Annotated in this window: 2 protein-coding genes; both read right to left on the bottom strand. The window is 65.4% G+C overall.

The genetic code is table 11. The annotated features are described in order from the left end of the window. Window positions 1–172: 172 nt before the first annotated feature. Window positions 173–11500, bottom strand: coding sequence for an amino acid adenylation domain-containing protein (locus ODQ19_RS22700; RefSeq protein WP_330211274.1), 11328 nt, complete (start codon window positions 11498–11500; stop codon window positions 173–175). Beyond that, window positions 11497–24420: an amino acid adenylation domain-containing protein gene (locus ODQ19_RS22695; RefSeq protein ID WP_330211273.1), complete on the bottom strand. Its 12924-nt coding sequence runs from the start codon at window positions 24418–24420 to the stop codon at window positions 11497–11499. Before ODQ19_RS22695 ends, ODQ19_RS22700 begins: the two co-directional genes overlap by 4 nt. Window positions 24421–24442: the final 22 nt, after the last annotated feature.

Genomic DNA, 24442 nt, shown 5'->3' with positions numbered 1-24442 from the left:
CGAGGTGCCGAGTGGTGGGGCGAAGGCCTTTTGGTTACTTTTGGGCCTTTCCAAAAGTGACCCGCTGTAAGAGCGGAACCATAAGTGGCCGTTACCGCAGCAATGGATATGTACGCAGACAAACCGTTATCGCAGGCAAGCCAGCTCCCACACTTGGATCGGTGCACACCCCTCAAGACACCACCTCCCCAACGCCAACAACTTCCAACCACCACCTGGCCAACCCCAAAACATTCGGCGCCTTGAGCAACGTAAAGTGATTCCCCGCGCCATACCAAACCTCCAACCCAACCCCCTGCCCTCGCCACCCCTCGATCATCACCCCCTGCTCACGCTGGTTCCCCGCCGCATCCAGCGCCGGGTCCTGCGCCAAGACCAGGCGCACCACCCCGTCATACCGCCCTTGCGGCTGATACACCGTGCGCAACGCCGCCGCGTAAGTGCGCGCCGGCCCATCCATCGCCTCCACCGCCGCACGCGCCGGCAACAACCCCACACTCACCATCCCCCCATGCAACGCTTGTCGCTGCGCCACCTCATCGCGCCCGGCAAAGTCAGCAGGATCAATCCCCAGCGACTTCCCAGCCGCCAACTGCATCGCCTCGATCAACCGCAACAACGCCGCCGTCGAGGTATAAGGCTTGCCCGCACGCCCCGGCGACTCGCTGTCGATCACGGTCAAAGAGCCCACCTCACGCCCCATCGCCTGTAAACGCAGCGCCATTTCCAGCGCCACCCAGCCGCCGAACGAATGCCCGACCAGATGCACCGGCCCCTCGGGGCATTCCTGTTCCAGCGCCGCCAGGTAACACTGGGCCGCTGCTTCCACCTGGCTATGGGGCACCGCCTCGCCATCCAGCCCTCGCGGCTGCAAGCCATACAGCGGCCAGTCGCGCCCCAGCGCTTCGCTCAAACCTACAAAGCCGGTGACGCTGTCTCCCGCGCCTGGCACGCAGAACACCGGCGCATAACCGGCGCGCCCGCTCTGGATACGCAGCAAGGGTGAGTGCGCCGCGCAACTCACCGGGGTGCTCGCCGCCAGCGCTTGGCTCATGGCCTGGCCAAGGCTCTGGATATGCGGTGCCTGCATCATGCTCTGGTGATCCCCCGGGACCTGCACCTGGCGCAGTTGCCCAGGCGCCAGGGCGGTGTCCCACCCCAGCGCGGCACTGCGGCGCGACAGTTCGGTGGGCCGCTGTTCGGCGCTGAACAGGTGCACCGGAATCGGCAGCGGGAACAGGCTGTAGTGGGCCAACGCATGCCCATGGCCGACTTCCCGTTGCAAAAAGCTCAACAGGTCGGCGTCCGACGCCGCTGCCATTTGCGCGTATAGCAAACCTTGATCGCGACAGCGTTGCAGCAGAGCCGCAATGTCCAGCTGTCCAAGGCCTGCCTCCAGTTGTTCCAGGCTCGCCAGCTCATCCACACCTCCCTGTGCCTTCCAATAGGCCGTGCACTGCAACAACAAATGCCGCTTGAGGGCGTCCGGCCCGCTCCAGCGGGCCTTGCCCTGGTCGGTCATGCGCGGCACGTAGCTGTCGATCAAGCCGAGAAACGCCACGGCCTCATCCTGCCCCAGCAACTGCATGGCAACTTCATAGGCCAGCACACCACCAAAGGACCACCCCGCCAGCCGGTAAGGACCGTGGGGCTGGATCTGGCGAATCAACTCGACCATGCGCGCGGCCAAGCCTTCCATGCTGTCCAGATGCGCCTCGCCCAGGGCCAGGCCCGGCAGGCCATAAATCGGGTAATCGCCAGGCAGGTGCTGGCCCAGCGCCGGGAAGTACACGTCCATGCCACTGAACTCATGCACCAGGAATAACGGTGCCTGCGCCCCACGGCTGCGCACTGTGATCACCGCCGTCTCAGGCAGCACGTCGTCACCGCGCAGGCGCAGCAGCGCAGCGACCGAGGCCACGCTGGCATGCTCGAACAGCTCGGCCAACGACACCGGCAACCCGGCCTCGTCCAGCCGATTGACCAGGCGAATCGCCAACAAGGAATGCCCGCCCAGTTCGAAGAAACTGTCATGGCGCCCCACCTGCTCAAGCTTCAGCACCTCGGCCCACAGCTGGGCCAAGGTCTGTTCCAGTGCATCGACCGGAGCTTCAAATGTGCCGCTGGTCGAAGCGTCCCACGTTGGTACCGGCAAGGCTTTGCGATCGACCTTGCCATTGGCCGTCAACGGCAGTTGCTCCAGTGCTACAAAGGCCGAGGGCACCATGTAGGCCGGCAAGTGCGCCTGCAGATAAGCACGCACCGGCTCGATGCCGACCGGCTCGCCCGTCCAGGTGAAGTAGGCCACCAGGCGTTTGTCCCCCGGCACGTCTTCGCGGGCCAGCACCACCCCTTCGCGGATGGCGTCGCACGCAGCCAAGCGTGCTTCGATCTCACCCAACTCAATGCGAAAGCCGCGGATCTTCACTTGGTCGTCATTACGCCCGATGCACTCCAGCAGGCCGTCTGCGGTCCAGCGTCCGAGGTCGCCGGTGCGGTACAGCAAGGCGCCTGGGTTGAACGGGTTCTGCACGAACTTTTCAGCCGTCAACTCAAGGCGGTTCAGGTAGCCCTGGGCGACACCGTCACCGCCGATGCAGATTTCGCCGCTCACCCCCAGGGGCAGCAGGTGCAACTGCGCATCCAGCACGTAGATCTGCGTGTTGGAAATGGGTCGCCCTACCGGCACGCTGTCGGCGTCAGCGGCAATGGTGCGCACTTCATGGGTGGTGGCGTAGGTGGTGGTTTCGGTCGGCCCGTAGCAATGCACCAGGCGCAGCCCCGGTGCCAATGCCAGCAGGTTGCGGAACGCCGCCGGGTCGGCACGCTCGCCGCCGCACAGCAAAATACGCAAGCCGGCCAGGGCCTGGGGAATCAGTTGCACATACTGGTTGAACAGCGCCGTGGTAACGAACAGCACCGTCACGCCCTTAAGTGCCGCGCCGAACGCCAGCGGATCGAGCAAGGTGGCGTGGTCAATCACCTGCACCTGACCGCCGTTGAGCAACGGCCCCCAGACGTCCATGGTGCTGGCATCGAAGGCCGGGTTCGAGGCGAAGGCCACGCGGTCATTGGGATTGAAATCGGCGTAGCCGTTGTTGAGCACCAGGCGCGTGATGCCACGGTGAGGCACCAATACGCCTTTGGGCATACCGGTGGAGCCGGAGGTGTACATGATGTACGCCACGCTCTGCGAGGATTGCGGCAGGCCCGGGTTGTGGTCGGGGTGTGAGTCAAGGGCCAGGGTGTCCAGGTCCAGGCGCTGCGTCGCGCTCTCCACGCTGCAGTCGCTGCCGGTCAACAGCCAGGCCGCGCCGCTGTCCCGCAGCATGAAGCCCTGGCGTTCGGCCGGCGCGCTGATGTCCAGAGGCACATAGGCGGCGGCGCATTTGAGAATCGCCAGTTGGCTGACCAGCAACGCCACCGAGCGTGGCAGCAGGATCGCCACGTTATCGCCGGGGCACACACCCAGGCCGAGTAGGTGATGGGCCAGGCGGTTGGCGCGGCGGTTGAGTTCGCCATAGCTTATCCGTTGTTCGCCATGCAGCACCGCCACCGCGTCAGGGCGCGCCTGGGCCTGGGCTTCGAACAGCTGTTGCACGCTGTGTTCACGGGGGAACGCGCGGGCCGTGACGTTGAAGCCTTCAAGCAATTGCTGGCGCTCGGCCTGGGGCAGGATCGGCAAGCAATTGAGGGCGATGTCGCTGCGCTCTTCCAGTGCCTGCACCACCTGCGTCAAGGCGTTATGCAGGTAGTCGCCCAAGCGTCGGGCCCCCTGCCCCATGGCTGTGAGGCTGAAACCTTCACCCAGGTCATCCACGCTCACCGACACGCCGTAGTGGGTGTGTTCCTCGGTCTTGAGCACCTCGATCCCCTGCCACGCCTCGGCCACGCCCCCGGCCTGGGGCGCGCTGTGGCGGTAGTTGAACAGCACGCTGAACAACGGCGTGGCCATGGGTACGCCGCTGCAACGCTGGGCCAGCGCCAAAGGCGCGTGTTCATGGCTGAGCAGTTGGGTCAGGCGCCCATGGGTGGCGCGCAGCGCGGTCAGTACCGAGTGTTCACCCAGGTCGACTCGCAACGGCAAGGTATTGATAAACACGCCCATGGCACGCTCGGCGCCTTCGCCACCTTGCAGGCGGCCGAGCATCACCGTGCCGAACACCACCTGTTCACGGGCGCAGACCGTGCCCAGCACATGGGCCCAGGCCAGGTGCATAAGGCTGGCGGCGCTGACTCCCGCTTGACGCGCCTGGTTGCGCAGGCGCCGACTCAACCCGAGTTCGAGGTTCAGATGCGCATGCTCATCGGCACCCAGGTGCGGTACGTCGGTGGGTTCCTCGACCTCAGCGAGCATCTCGCGCAAAAACGTCTCGTGGTCCTCAGCGCCCAGACGGGTCTGGGCCACGTAGTTGCGGTACGGCACGGGCGCGGCCAAGGTGTCTTGCGTGCCCAACAGGAAGGCCTGCATTTCGTGTTGCAGGATGTCCAACGCGATATGGTCCATCACCAGATGGTGGAACAGCAACGTCGCCACCACCCGTTGCGACTCCTCGGCATACACCAAGCGCATCAAGGGTGCCTGGGCGAGGTCCAGGCGTGGCGGCACCGGGCCGTTTTCAACCCGTAATGAGGCGGTGCGCCACACCACTTGCACCGGTTCCTCCAGCCCGTCCCAGTGGAAGGATGAACGCAGGATGTCATGACGTTGGATCACCGCCTGCAAGGCATGGGCAAAGGCGTCCAGGCGCAGGCGGCTGTCGAAGGCAAACTGCGCCTGCAGCACATAGGCGTCGTCTCCCTGCACGGCGCGATGCTGATACAGGATGCCGGCCTGCAAGGGTGCCAGCGGGTAGATGTCCTGCACATTGGCCGCGCCGCCGGGGATGCAGGCGACGATGCGCTCGATGGCAGCGGGGTCCAGGGTGATCAGCGTAAGCATGTCCGGCGTAATCCGGGTGCAATCGGCCGCGATACGATTGGCCGGCACCGTCACTTCTCGCCCACCGCCCAAGGCCGCGGCCAGGGCGGACAAGGTCGGTTGGCCAAACAGTACTTTTACATCTGCCGACAAGCCCAGGCGGCGCATGCGCCCCATCAGGCTGACTGCCAGCAATGAGTGGCCACCCAATTCAAAGAAATTGTCATGCCGGCCCACGCGCTCCACGTTGAGCAATTCGGCCCAAAGTGCGGCCAGGGTGATTTCCGTATCACCCACGGGCGCTTCATAGTCGCGCACACTCAACGCGTCCAGGCCCGGCGCCGGCAGCGCCTTGCGGTCGAGCTTGCCGTTGGGGCTCAGCGGCAGCATCTGAAGATGCACAAAGCTCACCGGCAGCATGAATTCCGGCAGGTGTTGCAGCAGGTGGGCGCGCAGGCTTTCGACCTCGCTCGGCACGCCGGTGTAATAGGCGATCAGGCGCTGCTCGCGGGCAATCACGGCAGCTTCCTGCACCGCTGGATGCTCGGTCAGGCGCGCCTGGATTTCCCCCAGTTCGATGCGCAGGCCACGAATCTTCACCTGGTCATCATTGCGCCCCAGGTACTCGAGAGTGCCGTCGGGCAAGTAGCGGCCCACGTCACCGGTGCGGTACATGCGCCCCGGGGTGAACGGGTCGTCGAGGAAGCGTTCGGCGGTCAGCTCGGGGCGGTTGAGGTAACCCCGCGCCACCTGCACGCCCGCGATGAACAATTCACCGACCACCCCCAACGGCACCGGCTGCAACTGCCCGTCCAGTACATACAGGCGCGTATTGGCAATCGGCTTGCCGATGGGGGTGTTATCCGGCACTACGGCACCCGCGCAGTCCCACGCGGTGACATCCACCGCCGCTTCGGTGGGGCCATACAGGTTGTACAAGCCAATCCCCGGCAATTGCTGCTTGAAACGCCGCACCAGGCTGCCCGGCAGGGCTTCGCCGCTGCACATCACCCGCACCAGCCCGGCGGGCTGGCTGACATCGCCGTGGGCCAGGAACACGTCGAGCATCGACGGCACAAAATGCAGCGTTGTGACCCGTTCGGCCTCGATCACCTGGCACAGGTAGTCAGGGTCTTTATGCCCGCCAGGGCGAGCCATGACCAGGCGTGCGCCGGTGAACAGCGGCCAGAAGAACTCCCACACCGAGACGTCGAAGCTGAACGGGGTTTTCTGCAAGACCGTATCGCTGGCGGTCAGCCCGTATTCATCCTGCATCCACAGCAGGCGGTTGACCACCCCAGGGTGTTCGTTGATCACGCCCTTGGGCTGGCCGGTGGAACCGGAGGTGTAGATCACGTAGGCCGCCACGCTGGCCGCCTGCGGGTTATGGGTGGGCTGGTGCTGCCAGGTGGGTGAATCGAGGTTGACCACCGGCACCTCGCCCAGCAACCCAAGGGTGCTGACCTGGGCCAGCACCACCGTCGGCGCGCTGTCGTGCAGCATGTAGGCGATGCGTTCCAGCGGGTAGGCCGGGTCCAGCGGCACATAGGCGGCACCGGCCTTGAGGATCGCGTACAGGCCAATGACCATGTCCAGGCCACGCTCCACGCAGATCGCCACCCGCGCCTGTGACTGCACACCCAGGGCTTGCAGGTGATGAGCCAGTTGATTGGCGCGCGCGTTCAGTTCGGCATAGCTCAGTTGCTGCTCGCCCGCCTGCAGGGCGATCGCATGGGGTGTGCGCAGCACTTGGGCTTCAAACATGCCGTGCAGGGTCTGGTCGAGGTTGTAGCTAACGGCGGTGGCGTTGAAATCCACCAGCAGTTGCCGACGTTCGCGCGCATCCACCAGCGGCACCTGCGCAAGCACCGCCTGGTCGTTATCGACCATGGCCTGCAACACGCGGGTGAAATAGCCGACGTAACGCTGCATCGTCGATTCGTCAAACAGGGCCACGGCATATTCCAGCGCACCGAGGATGCTGCCCTGCACTTCCCCCAGGTTCAACGACAGGTCGAACTTGGCGAAATGGCTGTGCTCGACAATGCTCTCCAGGGCCAGGTCGCCCAGGGCCAGGGTCGGCGCGCTGCTGTCCTGCCAGCTCAGCAGGGTCTGAAACAGTGGGCTGTGGGCCAGGCTGCGCGGCGGCCGGGTGATTTCCACCACCTGCTCGAAGGGCAAGTCCTGATGGGCCTGGGCTTGCAGCGTCAGCGCCTTGACCCGCGCCAGCAACGCCTCGGTGCTCAGCTCGCCCGAGGTGTCGATACGCAGCGCCAGGGTGTTGACGAACAGGCCAATCAGCCCTTCGACTTCGGTGCGCATGCGGTTGGCCACCGGCGTGCCGATCACCAACTCGGGTTGCCCGGACAAGCGCGCCAACAGCGAAGCCCAGGCGCTCATCAAGGTCATGTACAAGGTGGTGCCATGGCGTTGGCTCAAGGCCTTGAGCCCGGCGGTGAGGCGCTCATCCAGGCGCACTTCGACACTGCTGCCAGCGTAGTCCTGCTGCACCGGGCGCGGGCGGTCGGTGGGCAAGGTCAGCAACGCCGGCGCACCGACCAACGCCTGTTGCCAGTAGCTGCTTTGGCGCTGCAGCACCTCACCGCTCAGCCACAGGCGTTGCCACACGGCAAAGTCGGCGTATTGGATCGGCAAGGGCGGCAACGGGTCGGCGTGGCCGTGGCTGAAGGCCTGGTACAGCGCCATCAGCTCGCGGGTCAGCACGCCCATGGACCAGCCGTCAGAGACGATATGGTGCAGGGTCAGCAACAGCACATGGTGATCATCGGCCATCATCACCAGGCGCCCGCGCAGCAACGGGCCGCGCTCAAGGTCGAACGGTGCCGAGGCTTCGCCGTGGATCAGCGCGTCCAGGGCCTGTTGCGGTTGCGGGTGGCGACGCAGGTCCTGCACTTGCAGCGCCAACACCTCTTCGGCCGGCACGACCAGCACCCGGGCCTGGTCACCCTGCTGGGCGAAGCGACTGCGCAGGGTTTCATGCCGCGCCACAATGCGCGCCAGGGCCCGTTGCAACGCTTGCACATGCAACTGCCCGCGCAACCGCAGACCGATGGGAATGTTGTAGGCGGTGTTGGCCCCTTCCATCAAGGCCAGGAACCACAGGCGTTGTTGGGCGAAGGACAGCGGCAGGTCCTCATCACGGTTGGCCGGCAAGATATCCGGCAGGGTGCTGCGACCGGCCTGGGCCAGCACCTCGGCGACCGCCGCCAGTTCGGCGTTGGCAAACAGGTCGCCCAGCGCCAATTCGACGCCCAGCCGCTGGCGCACCTGAGACACCATGCGCATGGCCAGCAACGAATGCCCGCCCAGCTCAAAGAAATGGTCATAGCGCCCCACGCGCTGCACCTGCAACACCTCGGCCCAGATCTGCGCCAGCACGGTTTCGATTTCGCCCAGGGGCGCGGCGTACTCGCGGGTAAATACTGCGGCCATGTCCGGCGCCGGCAGGGCCTTGCGGTCAAGCTTGCCATTGGCAGTCAGTGGCAATGCATCGAGCTTCATGAACGCGACGGGCACCATGTAGTCCGGCAGATGCGCCACCAAGTGGGCGCGAATCTGGGCCACCGTCAGCGGGTCCAGTTGTGGGTTTTCGGTGAAGTAGGCCACCAGCCGTTCCTCACGCACCACCGCCACTGCTTCCAGGATGCCGGGCAATTGGTTGAGCTGGGTTTCGATTTCGCCCAGTTCGATGCGCACGCCACGGATTTTCACCTGGTCATCGTTGCGCCCCAGGTAGTCGAGCGTGCCGTCCGGCAACCAGCGCACCAGGTCGCCGGTGCGGTACATGCGCCCTGCATTGAACGGGTCGCGCACAAAACGCTCGGCGGTCAGTTCCGGGCGGTTGAGGTAACCGCGTGCCACGCCCTTGCCGCCCACGTACAACTCCCCCGCCACCCCCAGCGGCACCGGGCGCTGGTGTGGGTCGAGCACGTAGACCTTGGCATTGGCGATCGGCTTGCCGATATGCAACGGCTGGCCCGCCTCAACCGTGCCGGAAGTGGCCACCACTGTGGCTTCGGTGGGCCCGTAGTTATTGATCAGCTCAAAGCGCTGTGCCCGCCCGAACTGGCGCAGGCGGTCCCCACCGACCAGCAAGGTGCGCAAGGTCGGGTGCTCGATGTTCTGGCTGAAGGCGTATTCCGCCACCGGCGTTGGCAGAAAGCTCACGTCCAAAGGCTGAGCGCACCACCAGGCCAGCAGCGCGTCGATATCTTCGCTGCCCTCATGGGCCGGTGGCAGGTGCAAGGTGGCGCCCACACACAGCGCCGGCCACACTTCCCAGGCCATCGCGTCAAAGCCGAAACCAGCGACACTGGCGGTGTGCCGCCCGGCGCGCAGGTCGAAGGCGCTGCAATGCCAGTCCACCAGGTTGGCGACGCTGTGGTGTTCCACCATCACCCCTTTGGGCAGGCCGGTGGAGCCGGAGGTGTAGATCACATAGGCCAGGTTCGTCGGGCCGACCGCAATTGTGGGGTTGCTCGCCGAGTGGTGCTGCCAGGTGAAACGGTCCAGGTTGATCACCGGCACTTCCAGGGCTGGCAGGCGCTCCAGCAGCGCGTGTTGGGTGAGTACCGCCACCGGCGCGCTGTCGCTGAGCAGATAGTGGAGGCGCTCGGCCGGATGGGACGGGTCCACCGGCACATAACCGGCACCGGCCTTGAGAATCGCCAGCAACCCGGCCAGGGTGTCGAGGCCGCGCCGCGCCACAATCGCCACGCGGTCGTCGGGCTTGACCCCCAGCGCCAACAGATGATGCGCCAGCAGGTTGGCTTGCTGGTTCAGTTCGGCATAGGTCAGTTGCCGGCCCTGATGCACAGCGGCGATGGCGTCCGGCGTGAGCGCGGCCTGGGCTTCGACGCGGCCATGCAGGGTGGTGCCTTGGGGGAAGACGGTCTGGGTGGTGTTGAACTGTTCCAGCAGCAAGCGCTGTTCGGCAGCGGGCACCACCGACAGTTGGTCGAGCGCGGTATGGGGGGCCTGCTCCAGTGCGCTCACCAGGTTTTCCAACGCGGTGTGCAGGTAGGCGCAGACGCGCTGAGGGTCGACCAGGGTGCTGGCCAGCAAACTCAGGCCGAAGCCCTCGCCCAGGTCGTCCACGCTCAGGGTCAGCGGGTAGTTAGTGCGCTCCTCGGCGCGCAGTGCGGTGATGCCCTGCCAGGCCGACACCGCCTCGGCGCTGGCAGCGGGCGCGCTGTGGCGATAGTTGAGCAGTGCGCTGAACAGCGGCGTCGGCGCGAGCACACCACTGCAACGCTGGGCCAGGGCCAAGGCCGCGTGTTCATGGCGCAGCAAAGTGGTCAGGCGCGCGTGGGTGGCCTTGACGGCGGTGCGCACGTCCTGGGCGTCTACGTCCACGCGAAACGGTAAGGTATTGATGAAAATGCCCAGGGCGCGGTCGGTGTCATGGCTGCCCTGCATGCGCCCCATCAATACGGTGCCGAACACCACCTGGGCCTTGCCGGCCACCACCCCCAGCACCTGGGCCCAACCCAGGTGAAACAGGCTGGCGGCGCTCACGCCCAGTTGGCGCGCCTGCCCGCGCAAGCGCTGGGCCAGTGCCGGCGCCAATGCCAGGCTGACTTCAGCAATGCCGCGCGCATCGCCCTGCACGTCCTGCAAACCGAACGGCAAGGTGGGTTCGCTGATATCGCCGAGCATCTGCCGGAAGAAACGTTCGTGCTCCTGCTCACTGATCCCCAACCGCGCCTGCGCCACATAGTTGCGAAACGGTACGGCCTGGCCCAGGGCCGCGCCGTGGCCCAACAGGCACGCCTGCATTTCGTGGCACACCACTTCCAGGGCGCTGTGGTCGAGCGCCATGTGATGGAACAACAGGGTGGCGACGATGCGCTGGTTGGCCGGGTCTTCAGCGTGCACCAGGCGCAGCAACGGCGCCTGGGTGACGTCGAGGCGATAGTGGCGGGCATCAAACAGGTCATGCAGTTGCGCGGCGATATCGCCGTCGGCCGGGTCCAGCCTCAAGGCTTGCACCGGCAGGCGTGCCTGGCGCCACACCACTTGCGAGGGTTGCGTCAGGCCATCCCAGACCACCCCGGTACGCAGGATGTCGTGACGGTCCATCACCTGTTGCAGCGCCTGGGCAAACGCATCGAAACGCGCAAGGTTGTCAAAGGCGAACTGCGACTGCATCACATAGGGGTCACCCTGCTCGGCACTGACATGGTGGAACAGGATGCCTTCCTGCAACGGCGCCAGCGGGTAGATGTCCTGAATATTCGCCACGCCGCCCTGCACCGTGGCGACAATACGCTCGATCTCGTCCTGGCTCAGGGTCGACAGGGTCAGCATGTCGGGGGTGATGCGCTCGGCATTGGCCGGGATGCCATTGGCCGGCACCTGCACCTCACCGGCCTTGGTCGCGGTGTATTCACCGGCCTTGATCAGCTCGATCAGCGCCGGCTTGTGTTCACGCAAGGCGACCAAGATCGACGGGTCGCTCAAGGCTTGCTTGTTGCCGTTCACCGACAACTGCTCGCCCTTGAGCGCCAGTTGCACATCCTTGGTTTTCAGGGTTGCCAGCAGCTCGAGGATGTTCACAGGACGATCTCCATTCGTTCGGTCATTGCGGCGTAGCCAGCCAGGGTCGGTTGTTCGAACAAGCCCCGCACATCGGCTTCCATGCCTTCCTGGCGCAGGCGCCCGATCAAGCTCACGGCAAGCAGAGAGTGCCCGCCCAGTTCAAAGAAGTTGTCGTGGCGCCCTACCCGTTCCACCTTGAGCAGCTCGGCCCAGAGCTGGGCCAGGAGGACCTCGGTGTCGCCTTCGGGCGCTGCGTATTCACGTACCTGCAACGCGTCCATACCCGGTACAGGCAGGGCCTTGCGGTCGAGCTTGCCGTTGGGGCTCAGGGGCAAGGCGTCCAGGTGCATGAACAGCGCCGGCACCATAAAGTCAGGCAGGTGCTGCAACAGCTGGGCGCGCAGGCTTTCGATATCGGTGGGCACGCCGGTGTAATACGCGACCAGGCGCTGGTCCCGGGCGACGACCACGGCGTCCTTGACCGCCGGATGCTCGATCAGGCGCGCCTGAATTTCTCCCAGCTCAATGCGCAGGCCACGGATCTTCACCTGATCGTCATTGCGCCCCAGGTACTCGAGAGTGCCGTCGGGCAAGTAGCGGCCCAGGTCACCGGTGCGGTACATGCGCCCCGGGGTGAATGGGTCGTCGAGGAAGCGTTCGGCGGTCAGCTCAGGGCGGTTCAGGTAACCCCGCGCCACTTGCACGCCTGCGATGAACAGCTCACCGACCACGCCCAACGGCACCGGCTGTAACTGCCCGTCGAGTACATACAGGCGGGTGTTGGCAATCGGCTTGCCGATCGGGGTGTTGTCCGGCACCTCAGGGCGGGCGCAGTTCCAGGCCGTCACGTCCACTGCCGCTTCGGTGGGGCCATACAGGTTGTACAAACCAATCCCCGGCAACTGCTGCTTGAAACGCCGCACCAGGCTGCCCAGCAAGGCCTCGCCGCTGCACATCACCCGCACCAACCCCGCCGCTTGGCTGACATCGCCGTGGGCCAGGAACACATCAAGCATCGACGGCACAAAGTGCAAGGTCGTAATGTGCTCCGCGGCGATCACCTCGCACAGGTACGCCGGGTCCTTGTGCCCTTCAGGGCGCGCCATCACCAGGCGCGCCCCGGTGAACAGCGGCCAAAAGAACTCCCACACCGACACGTCGAAGCTGAACGGGGTTTTCTGCAACACCGCATCGTGGGCCTTGAGGCCATAGGCGTCCTGCATCCACAACAGGCGGTTGACCACCCCGGCATGTTCGTTGATCACACCCTTGGGTTGGCCAGTGGAACCGGAGGTGTAGATCACATAGGCCGCGTGCCGGGCAAGGAGGCCCGGTACTTGCGGGTTGGTGACAGGTTGGTGCTGCCAGGTGCTGTGGTCGAGGTCGATCACCACCGCGTCACCCAGCAAGGCGCGGGTGGCGCTTTGGGCCAGCACCACCACCGGCGCGCTGTCGTGCAGCATGTAGGCGATGCGCTCTGGCGGGTACGCCGGGTCCAGCGGCACATAGGCACCGCCGGCCTTGAGGATGGCGAACAGGCCGATGACCATGTCCAGGCCGCGCTCGACGCAGATGCCCACCCGTGCATCCGGGCGCACACCGCTGTCACGTAGGTGATGGGCCAGACGGTTGGCGCGTTCATTGAGTTGCTGGTAGCTCAAGGTGTGCTCGCCGGCCTTCACTGCCATTGCCTGCGGGGTGCGCACAACCTGGGCTTCAAACATTCCGTGCAGGGTCTGGTCGAGGTTGTAGTTCACCTCGGTGGCGTTGAACTGCACCAGCAGCTGTTGCCGCTCTTGCAGCCCCAGCACCGGCAGGCGGTTCAGCGCCTGGTGCGGCGCCTGCTCAAGAGCCTCGACCAGGCCGCTCAATGCGTTATGCATATACCCGCACACCCGTTGCGCATCCACCTGGGCCAGGGCGGTGAACGCGTAGCCGTCGCCCAGGTCGTCCACGTTCAAGGTCAGGGGGTAATTGGTGCGCCCGTCATTGACCAAGGTTTGCATGCCTTCCCATGCCAACTGCGCATCCGCCGAGCGGGTGGCGGCGCCGCGATGGCGATAGTTGAGCATCGAGCTGAACAATGGCGCCGGGGCCGCTACCCCACTGCAGCGCTGGGCCAAGGCCAGGGAGGCGTGTTCATGGCCGAGCAATTCGGTCAGCCGCGCATGGGTGGCCCGCACGGCGGCGCGGGCGCCCTGGGCGTCGATGTCCAGGCGCAGCGGCAAGGTATTGATAAACACGCCCAGGGCGCGGTCGGCGCCCTCGCCGCCTTGCAGACGGCCCACCAGCACGGTGCCGAACACCACCGTATGGCGCGCCGATACCGCGGCCAGCACCTGTGCCCAGGCCAGATGGAACAGGCTGGCAGCGCTGACCCCCAGCAGCCGCGCCTGGCTGCGCAGGCGGCGGTTGAGCTGGCTGTCCAATTGCAGGCTATGTTCGTCGATGGCATTGCCATCGCCGCGCACGTCCTGCCAGCCGAACGGCAACGTCGGTTCGTCGACATCGCCCAGCATCTGGCGGAAGAACTGCTCATGCTCCTGTTCGCTGACACCCAAACGGGCCTGGGCCACATAGTTGCGATACGGCATTGGCGCGGCGGTGGGCGCAGCGTGGCCCAACAGGTGGCCCTGCATTTCGCGCAGGACCACGTCGAAGGCGGTGTGGTCCAACACGATATGGTGATAGAGCAGCACCGCCACCACGCGCTGGTTGGCCGGGTCCTGGGCGTACATCAGGCGAATCAACGGCGCCTGGCTGATCTCCAGGCGATAGCGCCGCGCATCAAACCGCTCGTGCAGGCCGGCGAGTACGTCGCCTTGCAGGTTAAGTTCCTGCACGCACAGCTGCGCCTGGCGCCACACCACTTGCAGCGGTTGCGCCAGGCCCTCCCACACCACCCCGGTGCGCAGGATGTCGTGGCGGTTGATCACCTGTTGCAGGGCGCGCACAAAGGCGTGCAGGCGCTCGACATTGTCAAACGCCAGGTGCGATTGCAGCAGGTAAGGATCGCCCTGCGCCGCCGTGAGGTAGTGATAGAAAATCCCTTCCTGCAACGGCGCCAGCGGGTAAATGTCCTGCACGTTGGCAGCGCCGCCAGGCACCTGAGCCACCACCTGGTCGATCGCCGACTGGTCGAGGTTCACCAGGGCCAGCATGTCCGGGGTGATGCGCTGGCAACCGGCACTGATGCGATTGGCCGGCACCGGCACTTCGCGGCCACTGCCGACAGCGGCGGCCAGCGCGGCCAGGGTTGGCTGGCTGAACAGCACGCGCACATCAGCGCTGAGGCCGGCCTGGCGCATGCGCTCGATGAGGTTGACGGCCAGCAATGAATGGCCGCCCAGTTCGAAGAAGTGGTCATGGCGGCCCACTTGCTCCACCAGCAACACCTCGGCCCAGAGCCGCGCCAGGGTGGTTTCGACGTCACCTTGGGGGGCTTGGTATTCACGGCTGAGCAAGGCGCACTGGTCTGGCTCTGGCAATGCCTTGCGGTCCAGTTTGCCATTGGCGGTCAGGGGCAACTGGTCAAGCCGCATGTAGGCGACCGGTACCAGCGCCTCGGGAAGTTGGGTTTGCAGGTGCGCACGCAAGGTCTCGATCTGCAGCGGGCGCTGTTCGGTGAACCAGGCCAGCAGGCGACCTTCGCGCACCAGCACCACGGCCTCCCGGACGCCATCCAGTGCCGCCAGGCGGCTTTCGATTTCACCCAGTTCCACCCGCACGCCGCGCAGTTTTACCTGGTCGTCGTTACGGCCCAGGTATTCAAGGTTGCCATCGGGCAGCCAACGCACCAGGTCACCGGTGCGGTACATGCGCCCTGGGTTGAACGGGTCTTGCAGGAAGCGTTCGGCCGTCAGCTCGGCACGGTTGAGGTAACCCCGCGCCACGCCGCTGCCGCCCAGATAGAGTTCACCGGCCACCCCCACCGGTACCGGGCGCAGTTGCACATCCAGCACATAGCTGGAGGCATTGGCGATGGGCCGGCCAATATGCAACACCTGCCCGGCCCGCACGCGGCCGGAGGTGGCAACCACCGTGGCTTCGGTGGGGCCGTAGTTGTTGACCACCGCAAAGCGCCGCTCCTGGGTGAACTGACGCAAACGGTCACCGCCGATCAGCAGGATGCGTAAGGTGGGGTGCTGCTGGGGCAGGCTGAACGCGTACTCGGCCACCGGCGTCGGCAGGAAGCTCACGTCCAACGGCTGTGCCAGCCACCAGGCCAGCAACTCATCGATGTTTTCGTTGCCCATTTCGGCGGGTGGCAGGTGCAGGGTCGCGCCGACGCAGAGGGCCGGCCAGACTTCCCAGGCCATGGCATCAAACCCCATGCCGGCCACGCTGCTGGTGTGGCTTACCGCTGTGAGACCAAAGGCCTCACAGTGCCAATGCACCAGGTTTTCCACGGTGCGGTGTTCCACCATCACGCCCTTGGGCTGGCCGGTGGAGCCGGAGGTGTAGATCACATACGCCAGGTGCGCGGGCGTCAGGGCGGGCAGTTGCGGATTGCTGACGGCGTGGCGCTGCCAACTGGGGTCATGCAGATCGACCAGGGCGACGGGCCCCAGCAGCTCCCGAGTGCTGGTCTCGGCCAGCACCGCCACGGGCGCGCTGTCTTGCAACAAGTAGGCGATACGCTCGGCGGGGTACGCCGGGTCGATCGGCACATAGCCCGCGCCAGCCTTGAGAATGCCCAACAGCCCCACCAGCATCTGCGGGCCGCGACGGCAACACAGTGCCACACGGTCATCGGCTTGCACGCCGAGTTCCAGCAAGTGACGAGCCAACTGGTTGGCCCGTTGATTGAGCTGCTGATACGTCAGCGCCTCGCTGCCTTGCTGCACGGCAATGCGATGGGGTTGGCGCTCGGCCTGCACCTCAAACGCACCGTGCACAGTCTGGCCACGGGGGAAGTCGTGGGCAGTGGCGTTGAACTCGCGCAGCACCATGTCGCGCTCTGTGGCGGGCAGAATCGGTAACTGGCGCAGCGCGCTGTGGGGCGCCGTCTCAAGGGTGGCAACCAATTGCTCCACGGCGCTGAGCATGTAGTCGCACAGGCGTTGCGCGCCGATCTGCGGCACGGCCAGCACGCTCAGGCCAAAGCCTGCGCCCAGGTCATCCACGCTCAGGGTCAGCGGGTAGTTGCTGCGCTCTTCGCCGCCCAGCAGTTGCACGCCTTCCCAGATGCCATGGCCGTCGCGGGCCATTTCGTTGGGGTTACTGTGGCGGTAATTGAGCAAGGCGCTGAACAGCGGCGTGCTGGTCGGCACACCGCTGCAACGCTGGGCCAGGGCCAGTGACGCATGCTCATGCCCGAGCAAGGCGCTCAAGCGCGCATGGGTGGCTTTGACCGCCTGCGTTGTGCCGCCTGCAACATCGACCCGCAGCGGCAAGGTGTTAATAAACATCCCCAGCGCACGGTCTGCGCCCTCACCGGCTTGCATACGGCCCATCAGCACCGTGCCGAACACCACCTCATCGCGGCCCGAGACCAGGCCCAACACCTGGGCCCAGGCCAGGTGCATCAGGCTGGCGGCGCTGACGCCCAGTTGGCGCGCCTGCTGGCGTACGCGCCGGGCCAGGCCCGCTTCCAGGTGCACCTCGGCTTCTTCGATTGCACGGCCATCGCCCTGCACATCTTGCAGGCCAAACGGCAAGGTAGGTTCATCGACCTCGGCGAGCATGTCGCGGAAAAACTGCTCATGCTGCGCCACACTGACGCCCAGTCGCGCCTGGGCCACATAGTTGCGAAACGGCGCGGCAGCGGGCAAGTCCTGGGCCTGGTTGAACATAAAGGCACGCATTTCCTGGCCGACCACTTCCATGGCGGTGTGGTCCAGCGCCAGGTGGTGGAACAGCAGGATCGCCGCGACCCGGTTGTGCGCCAGGTCCTGGGCATAGACCATGCGCAGCAAGGGCGCCTGGGTAATGTCCAGGCGGTAGTGACGCGCATCGAAACGCCCATGCAGTTGCGCCATCACGTCGCCGCCGGCCGGGTCGAGCATCACTTCGTGCACCCCCAACTGGGCGGTGCGCCACACCACTTGCACCGGGCTGTCGAGCCCTTCCCACACCACAGCGGTACGCAGAATGTCGTGGCGCGCCACCACCTGTTGCAGCGCGCCCATAAAGCCGTGCAGGCGCTCGACAGTGTCAAAGGCCATGCGCGATTGCAGCAGGTACGGGTCGCCCTGCTCGGCGCTGATGTGGTGGTAGAGAATGCCTTCCTGTAGCGGTGCCAGCGGGTAGATATCCTGGATATTCGCTGCCCCACCCGGCACGCTGGCGACAATGCGCGCGATGGCCTGCGGGGTGAGTTGCACCAGGCTCAGCATCGACGGTGTGATCTGTGTGCAGCCGGCGGGGATGCCATTGGCGGGCACCACGATTTCCCTGCCGCTGCCCACGGCTGCCGCCAGCGCGGCCAGGCTTGGCTGGCTGAACAACACGCGCACATCGGCGCTCAGGCCCACTTGGCGCATACGTTCGATCAGGCTGACCGCCAGCAACGAATGCCCGCCCAATTCGAAGAAATGATCATGGCGCCCCACGCGTTCAAGCTTGAGCACGTCCTGCCAGATCTGCGCCAGCAGGCTTTCCACCTCGCCTTGCGGGGCCTCGTAGCCACGGCTGATCAAGGCGGACTGGTCGGGCGCCGGCAATGCCTTGCGATCCAGCTTGCCGTTGTTGGTCAACGGCAGGCTGGCAAGCGGCATATAGGCCGACGGCAGCATGTAGTCCGGCAGTTGGCCTTGCAGGTGCGCGTGTACCTGGTCAATGCCCAGGTCTGCGCCGGCCCAGGTGAAATAGGCCACCAGGCGCTTGTCCCCCGGCACGTCTTCACGGGCCAGCACGGCAACTTCCTGAATGCCCGCACAACTGGCCAGGCGCGCCTCGATCTCGCCCAGTTCGATACGGAAACCGCGGATTTTGACTTGGTCGTCATTGCGCCCCAGGCACTCCAGCAGGCCATCTTCCGACCAGCGCCCGAGGTCGCCAGTGCGATACATCAGTGCCCCAGGCTGATCGACAAAGGGGTTGTTCACGAACTTCTCGGCGGTCAACTGCGCACGGTTCAAGTAGCCCTTGGCAACGCCCTCCCCGCCAATGCAGATTTCACCGGTGATGCCCAGCGGGACCGGCTGCAACTGTGGGTCCAGCACATAGATCTGCGTATTGGAAATGGGCCGCCCCACCGGCACGCTGTCGGCATCTGAGGCCAGCGCACGCACTTCATAGGTGGCGGCGTAGGTGGTGGTTTCGGTGGGCCCGTAGCAATGCACCAGACGCAACGCCGGGGCCTGCGCCAACAGGCTGCGGAAGGCCGCCGGGTCGGCACGTTCGCCGCCGCACAGTAAAATGCGCAGGCCGGCCAAGGCCTGTGGAATCAGCTGCACATATTGGTTGAACAGCGCGGTGGTGACGAACAGCACCGTAGCACCCTTGAGTTCAGCGCCAAACGCCAGCGGGTCGAGCAAGGTGGCGTGGTCGATCACCTGGACCTGGCCGCCGTTGAGCAGCGCGCCCCACACATCCATGGTGCTGGCGTCGAACGCCGGGTTGGACGCAAAGGCGATGCGGTCATGGGGGTTGAAGTCGGCATAGCCGTTATTGATCACCAGCCGGCTGATGCCGCGATGGGTCACCAACACGCCTTTGGGCGTTCCGGTGGAGCCGGAGGTGTACATGATGTACGCCACGCTGTCCGAGCTCTGGGCCACAGCGGGGTTGGTCGCTGGCAATGCGTCCAGGTTCAGCTCGGCCAGGTTGTCCAGCCGCTGGCGGGCGCCGCTGTCCTGCACCATGAAGGCTTGGCGTTCAGGTGGCGCGTCAATGTCCAGCGGTACGTAGACCGCCGCGCATTTGAGTACAGCCAATTGGCCGACGATCAGGTCGATGGAACGCGGCAGCGCCAGGGCGACCGGCTCACCCGGCTGTACGCCCTGGTTGAGCAAATAATGGGCGAGCCGGTTGGCACGGTGGTTGAGGTCGCGGTAGCTCAGGGCGCGTTCGCCATGCACCACCGCCGTAGCTTCAGGCCGGGCCAGTGCCTGGGCTTCAAACAGTTGGGCGACGCGCAGGTGCGACGGAAATTCACGGGCGCTGGCATTGAAGTCCAGCAGCAGTTTGCGCCGCTCCGCCGGTGGCACGATCGATACGCTGTGCAACGCGGTGGTCGGCGCCTGTTGCAGCGCAGTCACCAGGTGGCGCAGCGCAGTGAGCATGTAGTTGCCCACCCGTTGCACATCCAGTTCAGCCACGCCTTGCACGGTCAAGCGCATGCCCGTGCCGAGGTCATCGACGTTGAGCACCAGCGGGTAGTTGCTGCGTTCTTCGGAGCTGAGAATTTCGATACCGGAGGCGGCAAAGGGGTTGTCCCCCGGGGCTTCATCGGCTGCGCTGTGCCGGTAGTTGAGCAAGGTGCTGAACAGCGGCAGTGAGCCCGGCACGCCGCTGCAACGCTGGGCCAGGGACAACGAGGCATGTTCGTGCCCGAGCAGTTGCGCCAGGCGCGCATGGGTGGCACGCACGCCGGCCTGCACGCCGACGCTGCCAAGGCTGACTCGCAGCGGCAAGGTGTTGATAAACATCCCCAGCGCCCGGTCCGCGCCCTCGCCGCCCTGCATACGGCCCAGCAACACGGTGCCGAATACCACCTCCTGCTGGCCGGACACCTGGCCCAGCACTTGGGCCCAGGCCAGGTGTACCAGGCTCGCGGTGCTCACACCCAGTTGGCGCGCCTGTTCGCGCAAGCCCAGGTTGAGCGCCGGCTCCAGCGGCAGGCGCGCTTCATGGATGCCGCTGCCGTCACCATTCACGTCCTGCAAACCGAAGGCCAGGGTCGGCTCGTCGATGTCGCCCAGCATCTGGCTGAAGAAAGCTTCGTGCTGGGCCTGGGTGACACCGAGACGGGCCTGGGCCACGTAGTTGCGATACTGCACCGCGTCAGGCAATTGCGCGCTGTGGCCGTGCAGGCTGGCACTCATTTCTTCGACCAGCACATGCAGGGCCGTGTGGTCGAGGAGGATATGGTGCAGCAGCAAAATGCCGACCACGCCGTGGCTGTCCTGCGCATACGCCAGGCGCATCAGCGAGGCGCGTGACAGGTCCAGGCGATAGTGGCGTGGGTCGAAACGCTGTTGCAGGTGCGCCAGTGCATCGCCGCCCAGGGCATCCAGGCGTTCGACCACCAAGGGCGCCTGGCGCAACACCACTTGCACCGGCTCCTCCAGGCCCTCCCAGAGGATGGCGGTGCGCAGGATATCGTTGCGCTCGATCACCGTGTGCAGCGCGTTGACAAACCCGTCGACGGCGCCCTGGTCGTTAAAGCGCAACTGCACCTGCAACACGTAGGGATCGCCCTCGGTGGTCGCCAGGTGGTGGTAGAGAATGCCGGCCTGCAACGGCGCCAGGCCGTAGATGTCCTGCACGTTGGCAACGCCACCGGGCACGGCCTCAAGGATATGGTCGATAGCGGCCTGATCCAGCTCGACCAGGGGCAGCATGTCCGGGGTGATGGCTTGCGTGTCTGCTTGAATAGGGTTGGCCGGCACCTGCACGGTCTGCGGGCCGCCCACCGCCGCAGCGAGCGCCGCCAAGGTGGGTTGGCCGAACAGCACGCGCACATCGGCGCTGAGGTCGACCTGGCGCATGCGCTCGATCAGTTTGACCGCCAACAGCGAATGGCCGCCGAGTTCGAAGAAATTGTCCTCACGACCGACACGGTCGACGTTGAGCAGGTCTTGCCAGAGCATGGCGAGGGTGGTTTCCACCGCACCCTGGGGCGCCGCATACTCGCGCCGTGCCACGGCGTCGGCATCGGGTGCGGGCAAGGCCTTGCGGTCAAGCTTGCCGTTGGTGGTCAGCGGCAGCTTATCCAGGCGCACGAAGGCGCTGGGCACCATGTGTTCGGCCAGGCTCGTCAGCAGATGGTCACGCAGGGCGGCCACGTTGAGTTCGCCATCGCTGAGCACATAGGCCACCAGGCGTTGGTCGCCCGGCTGATCTTCACGGGCGATCACCACCGCATCGCGCACGCCGCTGGCAGTGGCCAGGTGCGCCTGGATTTCACCCAGTTCGATACGGAAACCACGGACCTTGACCTGGTCATCGTTACGCCCCAGGTACTCGACACTGCCATCGGCCAGCAGGCGGCCGAGGTCGCCGGTCTTGTACATACGCAGGCCGGTCGCCGGGTCGGCAAGGAAGCGTTCGGCATTCAGCGCCTCGCGGTTCAGGTAACCGCGCGCCACCCCGGCACCGCCCACGTACAACTCGCCCACCACACCCAGGGGCAAGGGCTCACGGCGTTCATCCAGCACATACAACTGCAAATCGGGAATACGCACGCCAATCGGGCTCACGCCGACCAAGTGCGCGTCGGCCGCTTCCAGCGCACGGTAGGTCACATGCACGGTGGTTTCAGTGATGCCGTACATGTTCACCAGTTGCGTACCGGCATTCACCGCCCGTGCGTACCACGGCTTGAGCATGCCCGGCTCAAGGGCTTCGCCGCCGAAAATCACCTGGCGCAGGGAATGGGACTGGGCGCTGTTGCCCTGGGCCGCGATCAACTGGCGGAACGCGCTCGGCGTCTGGTTGAGGATGCTCACCCGGGCGTCGCACAGCAGCGCGTAGCACTCATCCGGCGAGCGGCTGACCAGTTGCGGCACGATCAGCAACTGGCCGCCGTGCATCAGCGCGCCCCAGATTTCCCACACGGAAAAGTCGAACGCAAAGGAATGGAACAGCGCCCACACATCGTGCGGGTTGAAACCGAACCACTGTTGGGTGGCGCTGAACAGGCGCGCGACCTGGCGATGTTCGATCATCACGCCCTTGGGCTGGCCGGTGGAGCCAGAGGTGTAGATCACATAGGCCAGGTTGGCCGGGCTCAGGTGCAGCCGTGGGTTGGTGATGGGCAACGGGCCCAGATGGTCGAGGTCGATCTGGGCCAGCGCGCCGACCCGCTGCGCCGTGTTGGCCTGCACCAGCACCGCCACCGGTTGGCTGTCGGCCAGGGTGTAGGCGATACGCTCCTGGGGATAGGCCGGGTCGATGGGCACATAGCCCGCGCCGGCCTTGAGGATGCCGAGCAGGCCGATGATCATCTGCGGGCCGCGCTCCACGCAGATCGCCACGCGCGCGTCAGGGCACACGCCGTGGGCCAGGAGCGCGTGGGCGACCTGGTTGGCGCGTTCGTTGAGTTGACGGTAGGTCAGGGCCTGTTGCTCGAAGTGCAACGCAATGGCATCGGGCTGGGCGGCGGCGTGGGTTTCGACTTGCTGGTGGATTAACTGGGTGTCGGCGTAATGCGTGGGGCAATGGTTCAAGGCGTGCAGCAAGTGGTGGCGTTCAGCGTCAGGCAGGATGTTCAGGCCGCAGAGCGGCATATCCGGTCGTTGTTCGAGGGCGTCGGCCAGGCTTTCCAAGGCCGTATGCAGATAGCCCGCAACCCGCTGCGCGCCAATAGAGGCATCGACCATCACGGTCAGGGCGAAGCCTTCCCCCAGGTCATCGACGTTCACCGTCAACGGGTAATTCGTGCGCTCTTCGGCGCCCAATACCTGGATACCGTCGGCGACTTCGATCACCGCCGCCATATCGGTGGCGGCGCTGTGACGGTAGTTGAGTATCGCGCTGAACAGCGGCGTAGGCGCGGCCACGCCACTGCAGCGCTGAGCCAGCGCCAGGGACGCATGTTCGTGATCGAGCAAGCCAGTGAGGCGCTCATGGGTGACCTTGACCGCGGCGCGCACGCCCTGCTCACCGACATCCACGCGCAGCGGCAAGGTGTTGATGAACATGCCCAAGGCCCGCTCACCGCCCTCGCCTGCGCCCATGCGCCCGAGCATCACGGTGCCAAATACCACCGCCTCCCGCCCGGAAACCACACCCAGCACCCGCGCCAAGGCCAGGTGCATCAGGCTCGCCACACTCACCCCCAGCGGGCGCGCCATGCTGCGCAGGCGGTGGCTCAAAGCGCTGTCGACGGGAATGCGTACTTCGTCGATACCCTGGCCATCGCCCTGCACATCCTGCAGGCCGAACGGCAGCGTCGGTTCATCGATATCCGCCAGCATGTCGCGGAAGAACGTCTCATGGGCCTGCTCGCTGACGCCATGGCGCACCTGGGCGATATAGCTGCGAAACGCTACCGGTGCAGCGGCCTGGGCTTGCTGCCCGGCCAGATACAGCTGGATTTCATGCCGCACCCCATCCAGGGCCGTGTGATCGAGAATGGTGTGGTGGAACAGCAGCATCGCCACCACCCGCTGGTTGGCCGGGTCATCAGCGAATACCAGGCGCAGCAGCGGCGCCTGGCCCAGGTCCATGCGATAGGCGCGGGCATCATAGCGAGCGAGCAATTGAGCGAGGCGGTCAACACCGTCCAGATGCGCCTCTTCGCAGGCCAGCACAGCCTTGCGCCACACCACTTGCAGCGGTTCGTCCAAGCGCTCCCAGACCATCGAAGTGCGCAAAATATCGTGACGGTCGATGACCCATTGCAGCGCCTCGGCAAAAGCGTCAAGGCGTGCGCGGCTGTCGAACACGAACTGCGCGTGCAGCACGTAGGGGTCGCCCTTTTGCGCCGAAAGATGGTGATAGAGCATGCCTTCCTGGAGGGGTGCCAGGGGGTAGATATCCTGCACATTCGCCGCACCGCCGGGGACCGCCGCGACGATGCGGTCGATGGCCGGCTGGTCGAGGTTGACCAGGGCCAGCATGTCCGGGGTGATGCGGTAGGCCGGGCTCAGCCAGTCACCGCCATGTTCGGCGACCAACTGCAGGAGTTGGGGTTTGTGTGCGATCAATTGATCCCAGAGCGCGTCGTCCAACGCTTGGTCATCGCCAAGCACGATCAGATCGTCTTCTTCCGTTTGCAGACGGATCGCGTGGGTGGAGATCGCTGCCAGTAAGTCGCTGAACTGCATGGGGAACCTGCCTGATAATTCA

Source organism: Pseudomonas sp. AM4(2022), assembly GCF_036346515.1.
Lineage (GTDB): Bacteria > Pseudomonadota > Gammaproteobacteria > Pseudomonadales > Pseudomonadaceae > Aquipseudomonas > Aquipseudomonas paracarnis.
The sequence above is the reverse complement of the archived record's forward strand: the minus strand, read 5'-3'. Positions and strand labels throughout refer to the sequence as shown.